We start from the raw sequence: 16,265 nt of genomic DNA, 5'->3' as shown, positions 1-16,265 counted from the left end.
TTATATACCGACTCTAACCGTAGCGGTATTTGAATACCAGCTCTATGCTGAGGGCATGGTTCGACTTCCGCTGACCCCGGCCCAGGTGGAGGCCGGTCGCCGCCTGGGTGCGCATCTGCGTGCGGTCCGGGGCGATCGGGACCCCGCGGAGATCGCCCGGGCGGCCGGCATCTCACCGGAGACACTGCGCAAGATCGAATCCGGCCGGCTGCCCAGCCCGGCCTTCGGCACCGTCGTCGGACTCTCCGGGGCGCTGGGCATTCCGTTGCAGGAGTTGGCCGAGGTCTGGCAGTCCGCGCGCCTCAGCGCCTCGGCCTAGCGGGCGTCCGGTCAGCTCCACTCGGCTGCCCGGCACGCTTTCCGGTTTACCGCCGCCAATCCACCGCGACCGCCGAGTAGGGCGTGGTGGGATTCGGGGGCGTGTCGTACCGCGCGTTGGGCAGATACAGGCGACTACCGAAGCGTGCGACCGTTGTCGGGACGTCGAAGCGTGGGTCGGTGATCCGCCGCTCGACCCTGCCGGTCGTGCCCGTGCGATCGAGGGTGATCACGGCGATGGCATCGAGCCGGTTCTGGACCACGAGCAGGGTGGTGTCGCGCAGAAGGAGACCGTCCCCGGCCGGCACGGCATCGCCCCCGAGATCGACCCGTCGCGTGACACCGGTCGCCGGGTCGACGCGGAACAGCTGTCCGGTCGCCGACTGCACGATGACCAACCCCGAGCCGTCGGGTGTGGGCACGATTCCGTTCGCGTTGATCGCGTCGGGCACATAGGTGATATCGCCGATCAGCGGCAGCCGGACCACCGCCTCGGATGGGGGCAGCGCGCCGTCGGGGCCGAGGGGCAGGTGATACAGCACAGGCGTGCGGGAGTCGGTGAACCAGGCGCCCGTCGGCGTGAACACCGCATCGTTGACGAAAGTGCCCGGCGCGGTGCCGACCCGGTAGCTCGCGAGCACCGCACCGGTGCGCACATCGATCACGCGAATATCGCCGCCGGTGCCGCCGGCGACGAACAACCGGTCGTGCGAGTCGAGCCGGAGACCGAGCGACGGTGTGCCTCGGCCGGGAGTCAGTATCGTCCCCCGCCCGGATATCAGGTCGGCTCGATAGATGGAGCCGTCCGAGGCCGAGCCGATATACGCGACCGGGAGCGACCCGATCTCGATACCTTCGGGCCGGAAGCCGGCGGGCAGGTCGATCATGGTGGGAAACAGCGCCGGCTGGGCCTGCACAGGTGCGGGTGCGGCGACACCCAACCACAGGATTGCCAGCGGGATTCCGAAGAGCCGCTTCATTTTCCGCGTTCCTCCCGCAACCAGTCCTCGAGGCGCAAAAGATGAGGGAATCGCCCGCGCAGTGCGGGGATGTCGACGCGATAGCCATACGTGTCGAGCCAGTCGAACATGGCCGCTACCTCCCCGGCCTCCGCATGCGCTGCGTCGATCGGTGGTCGTTCGAATCGGGTGGGGATGCCGTCGACATCGGTGAACACCTCGGCGATCCGGCGCACGGTCAACTCGTCACCGGCGATGTCGAGCTGCCGACCGAGATACTCGGGCCGTTGATCGAACACGTCTGCGGCGATCCGGCCGATATCGATCAGCGCGATCATCTGGAGGGTGGTATCCGGGTCCAGCGGCAGTGCGCCGATTCGCTCGCCGCTGACGGCCGCCGGAATCAGATACCGCCAGTTCTCCATGAAGAACACCGGCCGCAAAACCGTCGCGGGCACACCGAGGGCATCGATGTACGCCTCGATGTCCGCCTTGGCCTCGAAATGCGCCACCCCGGAACCGCGATGCGCGGCGACGGAACTGTAGACCAGATGGTCGACGCCCTCGGCTTCGGCCGCGGCGGCAACGTTCTTGCCCTGTCGCACTTCGGTTTCCGGCCGCGGGTCGGTCATATCGGCCGGCTGCACACTGAAGATGCCGGATACGCCGCGCGCCGCCGCTCGCAACACGTCGGGATCGCCGAGATCGCCCACGACGATTTCCGCCCCGAGCGCTGCGAGCGCCGCCGCTTGCGGCTTCCTCGGATCACGCACCAGGGCGCGCACCGCGAAACCGCGGGCGAGGAGAGTGCGGGCGACCGCGCCGCCTTGGCCACCGGTCGCGCCCGTGACCAGGACCGCCTGTTCATTCGTCATCGCCGTGCTCCTGCCGAGACGTGCACGGGGCGGGCCGGTGCCGGAAGCTGGCCCGCGACGATGGCGGCGAGCGAGAGTGCGAACCCGATCAGTTGAATCGGCCCCAGCGTCTGGGCCAGGAGAACAGCGCCGAGGACGGCAGCGACCAGCGGCGAGAGCAGCACGAGTACCGCGGTGGAGGCGACGGGCAGGGTGGTGATGCCGCGGAACCACAGCACATAGGCGATCAGACCGCCGGCCAGGCCGAGCCACAGATAGCCGAATGCCGCCGCCGCATCGATCGCAGGTGGACGTCCCTCGACGAGAACGGTGAATGGCAGCAGGAATGCGCCGCCCGCGGTCAATTGCCAGCCGGCGAAGGTGACCGGACCGACGCCGAGGGGACGTCCCCAGCGCTTGGTGAGCGTGAGTCCCAGCGCCATCGAGCCCGCGCTCGCCAGACCCGCCGCCACCCCGACCGCGTCCAGCGACGCGGACGGTCCGATCACCACGAGGCCGACGCCCGTCACGCCGATCACCCCCCAGATCAGACGCCAGATCGACGCTCGCTCACGCAGAACGGCCACCGCCAGGAGAGCGACGATCAACGGTTGTGCCGCGACCAGCGTCGCCGCCACACCGCCCGGCAACCGCTCGGCCGAGATGAACAGCAGCGCGTTGAGCAAACCGATATTCAGCACACCGAGCGCCGCGGCCTTCCACCACCATCGCCCATGCGGCATTTTCCGGGTGACAACCAGCACGATCAGCCCGGCCGGCAATGCCCGCAGCATCGCCGCGAACAGAGGGTGCCCGGGCGGCAGCAGTTCGGTGGTGGTGATGTAGGTCGTGCCCCAGACCGCCGGGGCGAACGCTGTGAGTACGGTCCGGGACAGATCGGCCCGTGCCGCACCGCCGACTCCGTCGGAAATCCTCAGTGCTCCTGCGCTTTTCATATCGGATATCTCACCCGCGTGAGATCTATGAGTCCAACACATGTTTGTCACCGGATCGATCGCAAATCATGATTGATGCATGGAACTCCAGCAGATGCGCTATGTCGTCGCGGTCGCGGAGACGAACAGCTTCACCCGCGCGGCCGAACGATGTCTGGTCGTTCAGTCCGCACTCAGTCACCAAATCGCGCGCCTGGAAAGGGAACTCGGCGCGAAACTCTTCGAGCGCACCAGCCGCCGCGTGCGTCTGACACCGGCGGGCGTGGCATTCCTGCCCGCGGCACGGCAATGCCTGGATGCGGCAGAACGTGCGGCCGCTGAGGTCGCCGCGGCCGTCGGCGAGATTCGTGGCCGCCTGGCCGTGGGCTTGATTCCGACCGTCGCCGCGGTCGACGTTCCGGATGCGTTGCGTGAGTTCCGGGGGCGCTACCCGCACGTGCGGATCAGTTTGCGCGTCGGCGCCAGTGACGACCTGGCCGAACAGGTACGCGACGGCGCGCTCGACATCGCCTTCCTCGGTTTGCCGACCACCGCGACACCGCAGGGGGTCGCGGTCCGGGAGTTGGCTCGCGACCGGCTGGTCGCCGTGGTCGCGCCGGACCATCCGCTCGCCGCAGAACCCGCGGTCGACCTGCGTAGGCTCTCCGCCGAGGTATTCGTCGATCTTCCCGCCGGAACCGCCGGGCGGATCCAATCCGACCAGGCGTTCGCGGCCGCCGGACTCGATCGCGAGGTCGCCTTCGAGGTGACCACCGCTGATTACATCGGCCGTCTCGTCAGGCCCGGGCTTGCCGTCGCCATGCTGCCCGCAGCCTACGCGCCCCAGCTCACCGGAGTCGCCACGGTCGACGTCTCCGACGCACCGGCACGAGTCGAGTACGTCGTCTGGAGCCGCACTACCGGCACACCGGCCGCCGCCGCATTCCTCGACATCGTCTCCACCGCCGCCAGGTAAGGGCGGTGATCGGTCCGAAACTGTTGGCGGCGACCTTCCTGCTCAGAAGGTGGCAACGGCTCGGGCCGCCCCTCACCTGCCGCCGGCCGGGTCGGCGCGCCACGGTGACCGCTACGCCGAATCGAGAATCACCCGGGAAACTCTCCGCGGAACAGGGGAAGGGTCGCGTCTGCGATCGCCTCCGGGGAGGGGAGTGCGGCCCGTGCCTCCGGAGGGCTCATTCGTGACTGGAGTGCTCGCTGGTGGGCCGCGCCCACGAGCAGTAGTGCGGCGGTGCGTGGTTGGGTGACGATATGGTGGCGGGCCGACAGGTGCCCGATGACCACGTCCAAGGCGCGATGCGGGCCCAGATCGAGGTCGCGGCTGCGTTCGGAGTACACCGCGCGCAATTCGGCGTCGGAGTCGATCGCCGCCATGACGGGTAGTGCGGCGAGGAAGAAGTCCTCCAGCACGGTCACCAGGTGTACGAGATCGCTTCGCAGATCGGCGGATTCGGCCGCGTCCGCGGAAGGGGACGGATCGGCGAGCATATCCTTCAGCGGCCGCAGATGATGCTGGATCACCGCCTGGAGCAGGCCGGTGCGGTCGCCGAAGTGGTAGAAGATGCTCGACTCGGCGACTCCGGCGCGGGTGGCGACCTCCCTGGTGGTGAGCCGCGCGACCCCCGAACTCGTGAGAACCTCCTGTGCGGCCGCGATCACGGCTTCCCGGACCCCGCTGCGTGGCCGGCCTCGGGTGCGTGCGGGCGGGTCGGTGTTGTCGGTGTGCTGGCGGGGCACCGCGTCTTCCCTTTCGGTCGGTCGTGCCCTTGCAGTATGCCGCATTCCGTCGTATTTTCTGAGTAGGCACTCGAAAATACCGATCGGAGCTGTCGACATGTCCACTCCCAGCACATCTCCATCCACCGGCACCCCGGCGGGCGAGTCGGCGGGCCGCGGCCGCTTGCGCATGCAGGCGGCGGTCGACGCCGCCATGCGGGCACTGTTGCGGTCGCCCCTGCATCGCCTGCTCAGCGCGAAATTGATGATCGTCACCGTGGTCGGTCGCAGAACCGGCCGCGTCTACGCGAATCCGGTCGGCTACGCCGAATCCGACGGCGCGCTGCTGATCGGCACGGCGGCGGGCTGGCGGCGCAATCTGCGGCCGGGTGAACCGGTGCGGATCACCTGGCGCGGCCGGGAGCGGCTCGCGGACTGGGAGGTGATCTCCGGCGAAGACGAGATCGCCGAGCCCTACCGCATCATCCTCACCCAGAATCCGACGCACGGCCGCTTCGCCGGCATCGGTCTCGATGCCGACGGCAAGGTCGACCGGGAACAACTGCGCGCCGCGATCGGCCGCGGCACGGTGGTCGTGCGGCTGCGGCCGCGCTCGATGCGCTGAGCGGTCAGGTGGCCTGGCTGACCGAGGACATGTGGAAGTCGGGAATCCGCATCGGCGGCATGGCCGTACGGGTGAACCAGTCCTTCCATTCGCGCGGCAGCGTGATCTCGGTGGCGCCGACCTCGGTGGCGCGGCGCAACAGATCCAGCGGGCTCTCGTTGAAGCGGAAGTTGTTGACCGCGGCAGTGACCGCCCCGTCCTCCACCAGATACACACCGTCGCGGGTCAGGCCCGTCTGCAACAGGGTGGCCGGATCGACTTCACGGATGTACCACAGGCAGGTCAGCAGCAGACCGCGCTCGGTGGTGGCGATCATCTGCTCGAGCGTGCGATCCGTTCCGCCGCTCAGTAGCAGATTCTCGCCGGCCACCGTGACGGGAGCGTCGTACTGCGCGGCCACGGCGCGCGGATAGATCAGCGACTCGATCACCCCCTCGCGCAGCCAGTCGACGCGACCGGCCGACAGGCCGTTGTCGAAGATCGAGGAGGTCTCCGACGAGGCCGCGGTCGCGACGAACGGCCGGTACTCCAATCCGGCGGCAGCCGGGTCCGAGTACAACGTCAGCGGCAGGTCGGTGAGGCGCTCACCGACACGGGTGCCGCCGGCCCGGGCGAATGCGGTGTGCCCCTCGTGGGCGCCGCGCCCGTCCATCGACCACAGCATCGGGATGAGCAGATCCGCGACGGCCGAGGGCGGCAGCAGGGTGGGGTAGCGGCCGGCCGGCAGTTCGACCCGGCGGGCGCACCAGTCCAGGCGCCGGCTCAGCTCGGCCAGCAATGCGGTGACGCCGATATCGGTGAAGTCGGCGGTCGGCGCGCCCACCCAGGCGCTGGCCGGATCGTTGTCGCCGCGTTTGCCGTTGATCTCGATGGATCCGGTGGGCTCGGTCCACCGGCGGCGGATACCGGTCGACGTGCCCAGCCAGGTCGTGTGCAGCTGATGATGGGCGAAACCGTAGAGCCGGTCGGCGCCGGCGAATCCGACGGCGAGCTCACCGGCGAGGCCGGTGAACACCTCGATGCCGGTTTCGCGCACCGGACCCGACCACTGCGAATCCGGTTGCGCGCCCGCGGTTTCCGGGTCCAGTAGTGGCATCGCGTCGGCGGCGGGCTCGGCGGTGCGCGCCGCCTCTTCGGCACTGCGCACCACCGCCTCGATCTCGGCGGGATCCACGCTCGTGGAACCGACACTGCCCACCCGCGCCGAGCGCGGGCCCTCGCGCAGGATCGACACCACCGCCCAGGACCGGGATACCGACGACCCGTTGGTGGTCATGGAATTACCGGCCCAGCGCAGCGAGGCCTCCGACGCGTCGGTGACGATGACGATCGTCTCGTCCGCGCGGGCGACGGCCAGCGCCCGCTCCACGACCTCCGCGCCGTGCATCATCGTCACCGACCGGCCTCCCGTGTTGTCTGCGAATTCCGAACCGTGGCCGCTCATCCCGCCTCCTGTGTCTTGCGGGACACCCGCACCCGGTCGGCGCGGTGAGTGGCTGCGCGAGTGTGACTCACCCCGCCTCCTGGCGGGTGTTGAGGATGTTCACCCCGCGCACCAGCACCGACGGGCACCCGTGCGATACCGCCGCGACCTGGCCGGGCTGGGCCTTACCGCAGTTGAACGCCCCACCCAGGACCCAGGTCGACGGGCCGCCGACGGCTTCCATCGCGCCCCAGAAGTCGGTGGTGGTGGCCTGGTAGGCGACATCGCGCAGCTGTCCGGCCAGCTCCCCGTCGCGGATCCGGAAGAAGCGCTGCCCGGTGAACTGGAAGTTGTAGCGCTGCATGTCGATCGACCAGGACCGGTCGCCCACGATGTAGATGCCGTCCTCGACGCGCGAGATCAGCTCGGCGGTGCTGGTATCGGTCTGCGGATCGGGCTGCAGCGACACGTTGGCCATGCGCTGAATGGGCACGTGGTGGGCGGAATCGGCGTAGGAGCAGCCGTTGGAGCGGGGCACCCCGAGACGTGGCGCGAAGACCCGGTCGAGCTGATAACCGACCAGGGTGCCCTCGCGCACCAGATCCCAGCGCTGCCCGGCCACACCCTCGTCGTCGTAGCCGACCGTCGCCAGGCCGTGCTCCTGGGTCCGGTCACCGGTGACGTGCATGATCGGGGTGCCGTAGCGCAGCGTCCCGAGCTTGTCGGGGGTGGCGAAGGAGGTTCCGGCGTAGGCCGATTCGTAGCCGATCGCGCGATCGTATTCGGTGGCGTGACCGATCGATTCGTGAATCGTCAGCCACAGATTGGTCGGATCGATCACCAGGTCGGTGGGACCCGGCGTCACCGAGGGCGCGGCGACCTTCTCGGCCAGCCACTGCGGTATCCGCGCCAATTCGTCGCCCCAGTCCCAGACTCCGTCGGCGCCGGTGACGTACTCCCAGCCGCGCCCGGCCGGGGCGGCGAGCGTGCGCATGGTCTCGAAACCGCCCGTCGCCGCGTCGACGGTGATCGCCTCGAGCTGCGGATGCAGCCGCACCCGCTGCTGAGTGATCGTGGAACCCGCGGTGTCGGCGTAGTAGGTCTGCTCCTTGACCTGCAGTACCGAGGCCGTCACGTGATCGATGCCCGCGGCCGAGGACAGGCGCTGCGAATAGTCCTGCAGCAGTGCGACTTTCTCCGGCGTCGGCACGATGAACGGGTCGACGTCGTAGGGCGAGACCCAGGTTGCGTCGCGGTAGACCGGTTCGTCGGCGAGTTCGACCCGCTCGCGGTTGAGCGCCCGAACGGTGGCCGCGACCGTGACCGCGCGCTGGGCCACCGCGACGGCGGTCGCGGACGTCAGCTCGCAGTGTGAGGCGAAACCCCAGGTGCCGTCGACGATCACCCGGACCGCGAAGCCCAGGTCGACGGCGTTGTCGACGGACTCGACCCGGCCGTCGCGCAACCGGATCGATTGGGTCACCAGCCGGTGCACCCGCAGATCGGCGTGTTCGGCGCCGGCCGCGCGTGCCGCCGTCAGCGCCGCATCGGTCAGGGCGGCCAGCGGTAGCGCGCGGAACTGTTCGTCCACGGTCGCGGATGCGATGCTCACCCGGCCTACGCTAATTGCTGACCGCCGAGCGGGCCAACAGATTCGCCGATGGGTGCGGCGAAACACTCCGGGCCCCAACGCGACACGCCGTGCATGTTTGCAGACGATGCAAACATGCACGAAATGCGGTGTGGCACGCACTGAAACGCGCGCGAAACGCGCAGCCTGCCGCAGGTTGCGGCACCGATGGCGTACTGTCTGCCCGCGTGCCGCCATCCGCACTCCGTGACCGCAAGCGGGAACGCACCCGCCGCTCCCTCCTCGAGGCTGCCGCCGACCTGTTCGAATCGCGCGGCTACGAGGCGACCACCGTCGCCGATATCGCCGCGACCGCCGAGGTGGGTACCAGAACATTCTTCAACTACTTCGAGAGCAAAGAGGAACTGCTCTTCCCCGAACCCGACGAACGGGTGACCGCGGCGGTGGCCGCGATCGCGAGCCGCCGCAGTGACGAACGGCCCGTCGAGGTGCTACTGCGCGCGCTGCGCGCCGCCGGTGACAATCCCGGTGACCACCTCGGCGACGATCTCGCGGCCCGGATCGCGGTGTTGCGGGCCCAGGTCTCACGCACCGTTCCCGCCGTGAGCGGCCGGGCCGCACACGCCCAGCTGGCCGCGCAGCAGGAGATCGCGCGGCGGCTGCGCGACGCCTTCCCCGACGAATTGGACGAGGTCGGCGCGGCCGCGCTGGTCGGCGCCGTCGTCGGCGCGGTGTCGGGCGCGCTCACCGTGCTGTTCTCCGGCCGCCACGCGATCGAGGACGGGGAGCGACTGCATCGCACCATTCGCGAGACCACGTCGCGGGTCCTGGCGCCCTGGCTCTCGGCCGGGCGGCATCTGACCGCGGAGGCGCACTGCTGAGCGCGGCTCAGCCGAACTGCTGCCAGCCCAGGCGGATGACCATCGCGGTCACCACGATCAGCAGTACCGCGCGCACGAACCCGGCACCGCGGGCGAGCGCCATCCGCGAACCCACGACGGACCCCGCGATATTCGCCACCGCCATGCCCAGGCCCACCGACCAGATGATGTGCCCGGTGGCGGCGAGCAGAATCAGCGCGCCGAGATTGGACCCGCAGTTGATCACCTTCGCCATGGCCGCGGCGCGCACGAACTCGGTGCCCAGCAGGGTGGCGAAGGAGATGATCAGGAAGGTGCCGGTGCCGGGCCCGACCAGCCCGTCGTAACCGCCGATCAGTCCGGCCGACAGGCACACCACCAGGATCGTGCGGCGCCGGGTCGGCGGGTGGGTGGCCATCGTCACCCCGATCGAGGGACGCGTCGCCACCACGATCGCGACACCGATCAGCACCGCCATCACGATCGGGATGAAATAGCGCCGGTCGATCAGCGCCACCGCGGCCGAACCGGCGGCCGCCGCGCACGCCGCAATCACCGCACCGGACACCATCAGCGGCCGGTTCATCGGCACCCGGCGCGCGAAAGTCAGTGCGGCGGCGCTGGTTCCGGCGAATGCGGCGATCTTGTTCGTGCCCAGGGCGGTCTGCGGGGCGAGCGTCGGCGCCACCAGCAGCAGGGTCGGCAGAATGATCAGCCCGCCGCCGCCCACCACTGCATCCACCCAGCCCGCGACCGTGGCCGCGGGCAGCAGCACCGCCCAATCAGCCACATCCACGTCGGCGACACAATCAGAGTTCGCGACGTGCGGCAAATCGTGGCGCCCGATACCGCGGTGGCGGCCACCTAGGCTGAGCGGGTGCGCCGATTCAGTCTGTGGCTTCGTGGCAAACCCATGGTCGCCGATTCCATCCTCGCGGCCGCACTGGTGCTGTTCGATCTGCTCACGCTCGGCGGCAAGGATCACGCGATCGTCTATCTGATCCTCGGGCTGCTCGTTCCGGTGCCGGTGATCTGGCGGCGCAGCTATCCGCGGGCCAGTGCGGTCGCGCTGCTGGTGTTGTCGATCACGACCAGCGCGGTGAGCGTCGTGCTGCACGAGGATCTGCAGCCGCCCGCGCTGCTGGCGGTCGGCGTCGCGCTCTACACCCTCGTCGCGTATGTGGGCCGGCGCGAAGGTCTGCTGTATCTGATCGGCCTCACCGTGGACGGGGCGTTCTCGCTGGCCGTGGTCGACCAGTCGGTGCCGATCGTCATCGGCTTCCTGGTCATGTTCTACGCGCTGTGCTGGACCCTCGCGGAATTCCTCGGCGCCCGCCACGCCTACGACGCCGAGGTCGCGGCCCGGCTCGCGGTCGCCGACTACGACCGTGAACGCAGTGCCCACGACGCGGTCTCGACCGAACGCACCCGCATCGCCCGCGAACTCCACGATGTGGTCGCGCACGCGGTCAGTGTCATCATCGTGCAGGCCGACGGGGCGAAATACGCGCTGCGCCGCGACCCCGAGATCGCCGAACAGGCATTGGCCACCATCGCCGCCACCGGCCGGGAGGCGCTGCGCGAACTGCGCCGGACCGTGGAACTGCTGCGCACCGAACACGCTCCGGAACAGCTGCCGCAGCACGGCACCGCCGGGCTGGCGAAGGTGGTGGAGATGATGCGCAGCGCCGGGCTCGCCGTGGAATTGGAACTCACCGGCGAACTCGACGACGTCGCGCCCGAGGTGAGCCTCGGCATGCACCGCATCGTGCAGGAATCGCTGACCAACACCTTCCGCCACGCCGGCCCCGACCCGCAGGCCTGGGTGCGGGTGCGCCGGCGCGACACGGACGTGCTGGTCGAGGTCCTCGACCGCGGCGATGCCGGACCGTCCGCGACCGGGTCCACCATGGCGGCGAAGGCGCCCGTCGTGGACGACACCGCGCTGCGCAACGGCATCGCCGGCAGCGGTCTCGGGCTGGTCGGGATGCGGGAGCGGATCGCGGTCCTCGGCGGCACCCTCGAGGTGGGACGACGCCCCGAGGGCGGCTGGCGCGTCTGCGCCACCATTCCCCTGCAGCGCGAACTACCCGACTGACCGGGGGAGAAGTCCCGGTTAGATTGGTGCGGTGCCGATCACCGTACTCGTCGTCGACGACCAGGAACTCATGCGTGCCGGACTCAAGATGGTGCTGGGCGCGCACCCGGACGTCGATGTCGTCGCCGAGGCCGACAACGGCGCGACCGCCGTGCGCCTGGCCGGTGAGCTGGCCCCCGACGTGGTGCTGATGGATGTGCGGATGCCCGTGGTCGACGGCGTCGCCGCGACCGCCCAGATCCTCGAATCCGGATGCGGCAGCCGGGTTCTGGTGATGACCACCTTCGACCTCGACGAACACGCCCTCGGCGCGCTGCGCGCCGGAGCCAGTGGCTTCCTGCTCAAGGACACCCCGCCCGAGGATCTGGTCTCCGCGATCCGCAGCGTCGCGGCCGGTGACGCCGTGGTCTCGCCGAAGGTGACCAAACGTCTGCTGAACCGGCTGATCGCCGCCGACCCCGCCCGTGTGCGCGACCCGTCGGTGCTCGACGTGCTCACCGCGCGCGAACGCGAGGTGCTCGAACAGATCGCCGCCGGGCGCTCCAACGCCGAGATCGCCGCCGAGCTGTATCTGTCGGAGGCCACGGTGAAGACGCACGTCGGCCGGGTGCTGACCAAACTGGGACTGCGCGACCGGGTGCAGGCGGTCGTGCTGGCCTACGAAACCGGGCTGGTCACACCGGGTACCTGACCCGAGTGTGCGGTGATATGCCCGGATCGGGAGAAAATCGGGGGCGCCGCGCGTTGGGCAGGGTAGATCGTGGAAAGGATCGCCGATGCCCGCCCTGTTGTTCGCCCTCTATCTCGTCGTCGAGATCGCGGCGCTGGTCGTGGTCGGCCACCTCATCGGTGCCGTGCCTACCATTCTGCTGCTCATCGCCGGATCCGCGCTCGGGCTGATCCTGGTGCGTTCCCAGGGCCGCCGGGTCTTCCAGCAGTTCCGCCGGGCCCGGCGCGGCGAGATCGCCCCGGGTACCGCCGTCGCCGACGGCGCGCTGGTCGGGGTGGGCGCGCTGCTGATGTTCGTTCCCGGTCTGGTCACCTCGGTGTTCGGACTGCTGCTGCTCCTGCCGACCCGCGCACTGCTGCGACCGCTGGTCTCGGCCGCGGCGCTGCGGCGCATCGATCGGCTGACCATGGCCGGCGGATATCGCGGCGTGGTGGTGGAACCCTCCGGTGAGGTCGTCGACGGCGTGGTCGTCGAGCAGTACTACGACGACGGTCAGGGCCCCACGCGGCGCATGATCGATCCCCGCTGACCGACCCGCACTGATCCCATGCCGCCGGCCGTGCGGCACACTGGTCACCCGTGAGTACCCAGTTGCTGGTCGGCGGCCGAATCTACAGCTCCAGTTCTCCCGATGCGACCGCGATGGCGGTCACCGACGGCACCGTGGTCTGGCTGGGCGCCGAACGCCCCGGCCGCGCCCTGCATCCCGACGCCGAAATCATCGATCTGGACGGCGCTTTCGTCGCCCCGGCCTTCGTCGATCCGCACGTGCACGTCACCGCGCTGGGTCTGCAACTGACGGGTCTGGATCTGTCCCAGGCGAATTCGCTGGCCCAGTGCCTGGATCTGGTGCGCGAGTACGCCGCTGCGCATTCCGGCACGATCATCGGCGACGGCTGGGACGAGACCCGCTGGCCCGAGGGACGCCCGCCCACGGTCGAGGAGATCGACGCCGCGGCCGGGCCCGGCCGCACCGTCTATCTGTCCCGCGTGGACGCCCATTCCGCCGTCGTCTCGACCGCGCTGCTCGACGCTGTGCACGGCGTTCGCGGGGCCGCCGGATACACCGCCGGCGCACCGCTGCGCGCCGACGCGCATCATCTCGCCCGTGAGGCCGCGCTCGACGGTCTCGACCGCGCTCAGCGCGACCGGGCACGGGCCATCGCACTGGATTACGCGGCCGCGCACGGTGTGGTCGCCGTTCACGAATGTGCGGGCCCGCAGATCTCCGGACGCGCCGATGTGCGCGAATTGCTGGAATTCGAGCACGGTGTGCAGGTGCGGGCGTACTGGGGTGAGGCCGTCACCTCGGCCGACGAGGCGCGGGCGCTGATCGGCGAACTCGGGGTCCATGGGCTGGCCGGTGACTTGTTCGTCGACGGCTCCTTCGGCTCCCACACCGCGTGGCTGCGCGAACCGTATGCCGACCGCGACACCACCGGCGTCTCCTACCTCGACGCCGCGGCGATCGCCGCCCACGTCCGGGCTTGCACCGAGGCCGGGATCCAGGCCGGATTCCACGCCATCGGCGACGCCGCCGTCGATGCGGTGGTCGAGGGCTTCGCCCGCGTCGCCGGCGAACTCGGCGCACCGGCGGTGGCCACCCGCGGCCACCGCCTCGAACATGCCGAACTGCTCGATGCCGCCCAGATCGCGAAACTGGCCGAATTCGGTGTGATCGCCAGCGTGCAACCGGGATTCGACGCGGCCTGGGGTGGCGCCGAGGGAATGTATGCCACCCGGCTGGGCGCCGAACGCGCCGCGGCCACCAACCCGTTCGCGGCGATGGCCGCCGCCGGCGTCTCCCTGGCGATCAGCTCCGACGCCCCGGTGACGGCGCTGAACCCGTGGGAGGCCGTGCGCGCGGCCGCGAACCACCGGACCCCGGGACACCACATCTCCCCGCGCGCGGCCTTCGCCGCAGCCACCCGCGGGGCCTGGCGAGCAGGCGGCGTACGCGACGGCATCGCCGGCACGCTGGTGCCCGGCGCCCCCGCCAACTATGCGATCTGGGACACAACGGAATTGGTGGTCGCCGCCGCCTCGGACACGGTGCAACGCTGGTCCACCGATCCGCGCTCACGCGTCCCCGGCCTGCCGTCCTTGGACGCGGGCGCCGAACTCCCGCGCTGCCTGCGCACCGTCCGCGACGGCGTGACCATCTACGAGGGCTGACCGAACTCGGGAGCGGGCCGGCCCGCCACGGTTTCGCCGTCGGACGGCAGGGCGGCCGACCGGGCCGCGCGGCCGCTGCGTTCTCCGACACCGGCTGGCGGGCTCCCCGGTGGCGTCCGTCACACCAGCGGCCTTCGTCGTCACCATGCGGCGGAGGTGTCGCGGCCGCGGAGCCCCGGCCGGCGGGAACTGCGCGCCGTCCCAGTAGGCTGGCGCGGTGCTGGGCGTGACGTGGCGGGTGTGGGGGAGGATCGCGGCCGCTGTCGTCGCCGGGCTTCTGTTGTTCGCGAGCTTTCCGCCCCGTACCTGCTGGTACCTCGCGCCGATCGGCATCGCGATCCTGACCCTGGTCGTGCGCGATACGACGAGGTTGCGCGGCGGATTCGGCTACGGACTGCTGGCGGGGCTCGCGTTCTTCCTGCCGCTGCTGCCGTGGACCGGCATCTACGTCGGCCCGGTGCCGTGGCTGGCGCTCTCGGCCGCGTGCGCGATCTATGTCGGCCTGTTCGGCCTGCTGTCGCGGCTGGTGTGCGCCCTGCCGGGCTGGCCGGTGTGGGTGGCCTTGATGTGGACGCTCACCGAATGGGGACGATCCAGTTTTCCGTTCGGCGGATTCCCATGGGGCCGGCTCGCTTTCGGGCAGGCCGACGGCTGGTATCTGCCGCTGGCCTGGCTCGGCGGTGCGCCGGTCGTGAGCTTCGCGGTCGCCCTGACCGGAACCGTCCTGGCGGTCCTGCTGCTCCGGTTGCGTCCCCCGGTAACCGCACGTCGTGCGGTCGTAATTATCACTCTCGCAACGGTTGTGGCTATTATCCCGATTACCGGAGTGATCCTCCGGACCGCGCTGCCCGCCCCGGACGACGGAGACCGGTCGATCACGGTCGCCGCTATCCAGGGCAGCGTGCCGCGGCTGGGCTTGGACTTCAACGCCCAGCGCCGGGCCGTGCTGGACAATCACATTCGCCGTACCGAGGACCTGGCCCGCGCGGTCGCCGCCGGCACCGCCGCCGCGCCGGATGTGGTGATCTGGCCGGAGAATTCCTCCGATATCGACCCGCTGCGCAATTCCGACGCCTACGACGAGATCACCGCGGCCTCCCGTGACATCCACGCCCCGATCCTGGTGGGCGCCGTCCTCGTCAACGACGACCGCACCACCACCAATTCGGTGATCGTGTGGGACGCCGACGGGCCGGGGGAGCGCCACGACAAGAAGATCATCCAGCCCTTCGGCGAATATCTGCCCTACCGCGGCTTCTTCCGTCACTTCTCGAGCTACGCCGACCGCGCCGGCTACTTCGTACCCGGCCACGGAGACGGGGTCGTGCACGCCCGCCCGGCGACCGGCGGCCCGATGGTCGCGATCGGCGTGGCGACCTGCTACGAGGTCGCCTTCGACCGGGCCTTCGAGGATTCGCTGCGCGCCGGTGCGCAGCTGCTGACCGTCCCCACCAACAACGCCACCTTCGGCGACAGCGATATGACCTATCAGCAGCTGGCCATGTCGCGAGTGCGGGCCGTCGAACACGGCCGGGCACTGGTGGTCGCCGCGACCACCGGTGTCAGTGCCGTGGTCACCGCCGACGGTGTGGTGCGGCAGCAGACCACCAAATTCGTGCCCGCCGCACTCGAGGCGACGCTGCCGTTGCGCAGCGACACGACACCCGCGACCGCGATGGGTCCCCTTCCGGAACGCATGTTGTGTATTCTTGCTGCGGCCGTCGCCCTGGTCGCGGCTATCCGGCGGCGAACGATGCGCTCGGCGCGTCGGACCGATGAGGACGTCACCGGCGACCCGGTATTCGACTGACGACCACCGCAGTCTTCCGGACAATCACACATCGCGGGTACCCGCGAATCGATCTTTCTCACACTCCGTCGATTCCGGGCCGCTCATCTGCATTCGCCGGTTGGTTGCACATCCGGACACCGCGTGCTGCCGATCTTGTCCCTGACGGGCGAT

The 16,265-nt window shown here is 69.9% G+C and carries 16 protein-coding genes; 9 read left to right on the top strand and 7 right to left on the bottom strand.

The features are described 5' to 3' along the window. Positions 1-55: 55 nt before the first annotated feature. Positions 56-319: a helix-turn-helix domain-containing protein gene (locus NK1_RS22215; protein WP_039778318.1), complete on the top strand. Its 264-nt coding sequence runs from the start codon at positions 56-58 to the stop codon at positions 317-319. Positions 320-365: 46 nt separating this feature from the next. Here NK1_RS22215 and NK1_RS22210 read toward each other — a convergent pair whose 3' ends face one another. The 3 genes from NK1_RS22210 to NK1_RS22200 are packed head-to-tail and all read right to left on the bottom strand — an operon-like array spanning position 366 to position 3,087. Beyond that, positions 366-1,298 carry an SMP-30/gluconolactonase/LRE family protein gene (locus tag NK1_RS22210; protein ID WP_063011543.1) on the bottom strand — a complete coding sequence of 311 codons (933 nt, stop codon included), beginning with the start codon at positions 1,296-1,298 and terminating at the stop codon, positions 366-368. Beyond that, positions 1,295-2,152 (bottom strand): NmrA/HSCARG family protein, encoded by an 858-nt coding sequence (locus NK1_RS22205; protein WP_063011541.1) that lies wholly within the window; start codon positions 2,150-2,152, stop codon positions 1,295-1,297. The genes NK1_RS22210 and NK1_RS22205 overlap by 4 nt, the downstream gene beginning before the upstream one ends. Continuing rightward, positions 2,149-3,087, bottom strand: coding sequence for an EamA family transporter (locus NK1_RS22200; RefSeq protein WP_084461361.1), 939 nt, complete (start codon positions 3,085-3,087; stop codon positions 2,149-2,151). The genes NK1_RS22205 and NK1_RS22200 overlap by 4 nt, the downstream gene beginning before the upstream one ends. A 79-nt stretch (positions 3,088-3,166) precedes the next feature. On the opposite strand from NK1_RS22200, the gene NK1_RS22195 reads away from it, so the two are divergent. Continuing rightward, the gene (locus NK1_RS22195; RefSeq protein ID WP_063011539.1) at positions 3,167-4,042 is read left to right on the top strand and encodes a LysR family transcriptional regulator; all 876 of its coding nucleotides are present in this window, start codon (positions 3,167-3,169) and stop codon (positions 4,040-4,042) included. A 128-nt stretch (positions 4,043-4,170) separates the two neighbouring features. On the opposite strand, the gene NK1_RS22190 is transcribed toward NK1_RS22195, so the two are convergent. Further along, complete coding sequence (locus tag NK1_RS22190) at positions 4,171-4,821, bottom strand: TetR/AcrR family transcriptional regulator (protein WP_063011537.1); 651 nt, start codon at positions 4,819-4,821, stop codon at positions 4,171-4,173. 97 nt (positions 4,822-4,918) lie between these two features. Between NK1_RS22190 and NK1_RS34660 the strand changes: the two genes are divergently transcribed. Further along, positions 4,919-5,425: a nitroreductase/quinone reductase family protein gene (locus NK1_RS34660; RefSeq protein ID WP_167354285.1), complete on the top strand. Its 507-nt coding sequence runs from the start codon at positions 4,919-4,921 to the stop codon at positions 5,423-5,425. A gap of 4 nt (positions 5,426-5,429) precedes the next feature. Here the strand turns inward: NK1_RS34660 and NK1_RS22180 are convergent, their stop codons facing one another. Together NK1_RS22180 and NK1_RS22175 are read right to left on the bottom strand one after the other, a co-directional pair. Then, a complete protein-coding gene (locus NK1_RS22180; protein ID WP_063011651.1) occupies positions 5,430-6,815 on the bottom strand; it encodes a metallopeptidase TldD-related protein in 1,386 nt (461 codons plus the stop codon). A 121-nt stretch (positions 6,816-6,936) separates the two neighbouring features. Continuing rightward, positions 6,937-8,460, bottom strand: a complete 1,524-nt coding sequence (locus NK1_RS22175) for a TldD/PmbA family protein (protein WP_063011533.1) — start codon at positions 8,458-8,460, stop codon at positions 6,937-6,939. 206 nt (positions 8,461-8,666) lie between these two features. Here NK1_RS22175 and NK1_RS22170 point away from each other — a divergent pair, with 206 nt between their 5' ends. Next, positions 8,667-9,320, top strand: coding sequence for a TetR/AcrR family transcriptional regulator (locus NK1_RS22170; protein ID WP_083903884.1), 654 nt, complete (start codon positions 8,667-8,669; stop codon positions 9,318-9,320). Between the two features lie 7 nt (positions 9,321-9,327). On the opposite strand, the gene NK1_RS22165 is transcribed toward NK1_RS22170, so the two are convergent. Continuing rightward, positions 9,328-10,095, bottom strand: a complete 768-nt coding sequence (locus NK1_RS22165) for a TSUP family transporter (protein WP_063011531.1) — start codon at positions 10,093-10,095, stop codon at positions 9,328-9,330. Positions 10,096-10,176: 81 nt separating this feature from the next. Between NK1_RS22165 and NK1_RS22160 the strand changes: the two genes are divergently transcribed. The 5 genes from NK1_RS22160 to lnt all read left to right on the top strand — a co-directional run bounded on the left by NK1_RS22160 (position 10,177) and on the right by lnt (position 16,112). After that, on the top strand, positions 10,177-11,397 hold the full coding sequence (locus NK1_RS22160; protein WP_063011529.1) for a sensor histidine kinase: 1,221 nt from the start codon (positions 10,177-10,179) through the stop codon (positions 11,395-11,397). Positions 11,398-11,428: 31 nt separating this feature from the next. Beyond that, entirely contained in the window at positions 11,429-12,088 is a 660-nt protein-coding gene (locus tag NK1_RS22155) for a response regulator (protein ID WP_063011528.1), read from the top strand. 85 nt (positions 12,089-12,173) lie between these two features. Further along, a complete protein-coding gene (locus NK1_RS22150) occupies positions 12,174-12,656 on the top strand; it encodes an FxsA family protein (RefSeq protein ID WP_063011526.1) in 483 nt (160 codons plus the stop codon). A 50-nt stretch (positions 12,657-12,706) separates the two neighbouring features. Beyond that, positions 12,707-14,302, top strand: a complete 1,596-nt coding sequence (locus NK1_RS22145) for an amidohydrolase (RefSeq protein WP_063011524.1) — start codon at positions 12,707-12,709, stop codon at positions 14,300-14,302. Positions 14,303-14,522: 220 nt separating this feature from the next. Next, positions 14,523-16,112, top strand: coding sequence for an apolipoprotein N-acyltransferase (gene lnt / locus NK1_RS22140; RefSeq protein ID WP_084461380.1), 1,590 nt, complete (start codon positions 14,523-14,525; stop codon positions 16,110-16,112). Positions 16,113-16,265 lie beyond the last annotated feature (153 nt).

The sequence above is a fragment of the Nocardia kruczakiae NBRC 101016 genome (assembly GCF_001612965.1).
Classification (GTDB): domain Bacteria; phylum Actinomycetota; class Actinomycetes; order Mycobacteriales; family Mycobacteriaceae; genus Nocardia; species Nocardia kruczakiae.
Note: the sequence above shows the minus strand (reverse complement) of the source record. Positions and strands in the feature narration are given on the sequence as shown.

Coding starts and splice junctions, on each gene's coding strand:
- NK1_RS22210 (WP_063011543.1), bottom strand. CDS start 1,298: ATGAAGCGGCTCTTCGGAATCCCGCTGGCAATCCTGTGGTTGGGTGTC.
- NK1_RS22205 (WP_063011541.1), bottom strand. CDS start 2,152: ATGACGAATGAACAGGCGGTCCTGGTCACGGGCGCGACCGGTGGCCAA.
- NK1_RS22200 (WP_084461361.1), bottom strand. CDS start 3,087: ATGAAAAGCGCAGGAGCACTGAGGATTTCCGACGGAGTCGGCGGTGCG.
- NK1_RS22180 (WP_063011651.1), bottom strand. CDS start 6,815: ATGATGCACGGCGCGGAGGTCGTGGAGCGGGCGCTGGCCGTCGCCCGC.
- NK1_RS22215 (WP_039778318.1), top strand. CDS start 56: ATGGTTCGACTTCCGCTGACCCCGGCCCAGGTGGAGGCCGGTCGCCGC.
- NK1_RS34660 (WP_167354285.1), top strand. CDS start 4,919: ATGTCCACTCCCAGCACATCTCCATCCACCGGCACCCCGGCGGGCGAG.
- NK1_RS22150 (WP_063011526.1), top strand. CDS start 12,174: ATGCCCGCCCTGTTGTTCGCCCTCTATCTCGTCGTCGAGATCGCGGCG.
- NK1_RS22195 (WP_063011539.1), top strand. CDS start 3,167: ATGGAACTCCAGCAGATGCGCTATGTCGTCGCGGTCGCGGAGACGAAC.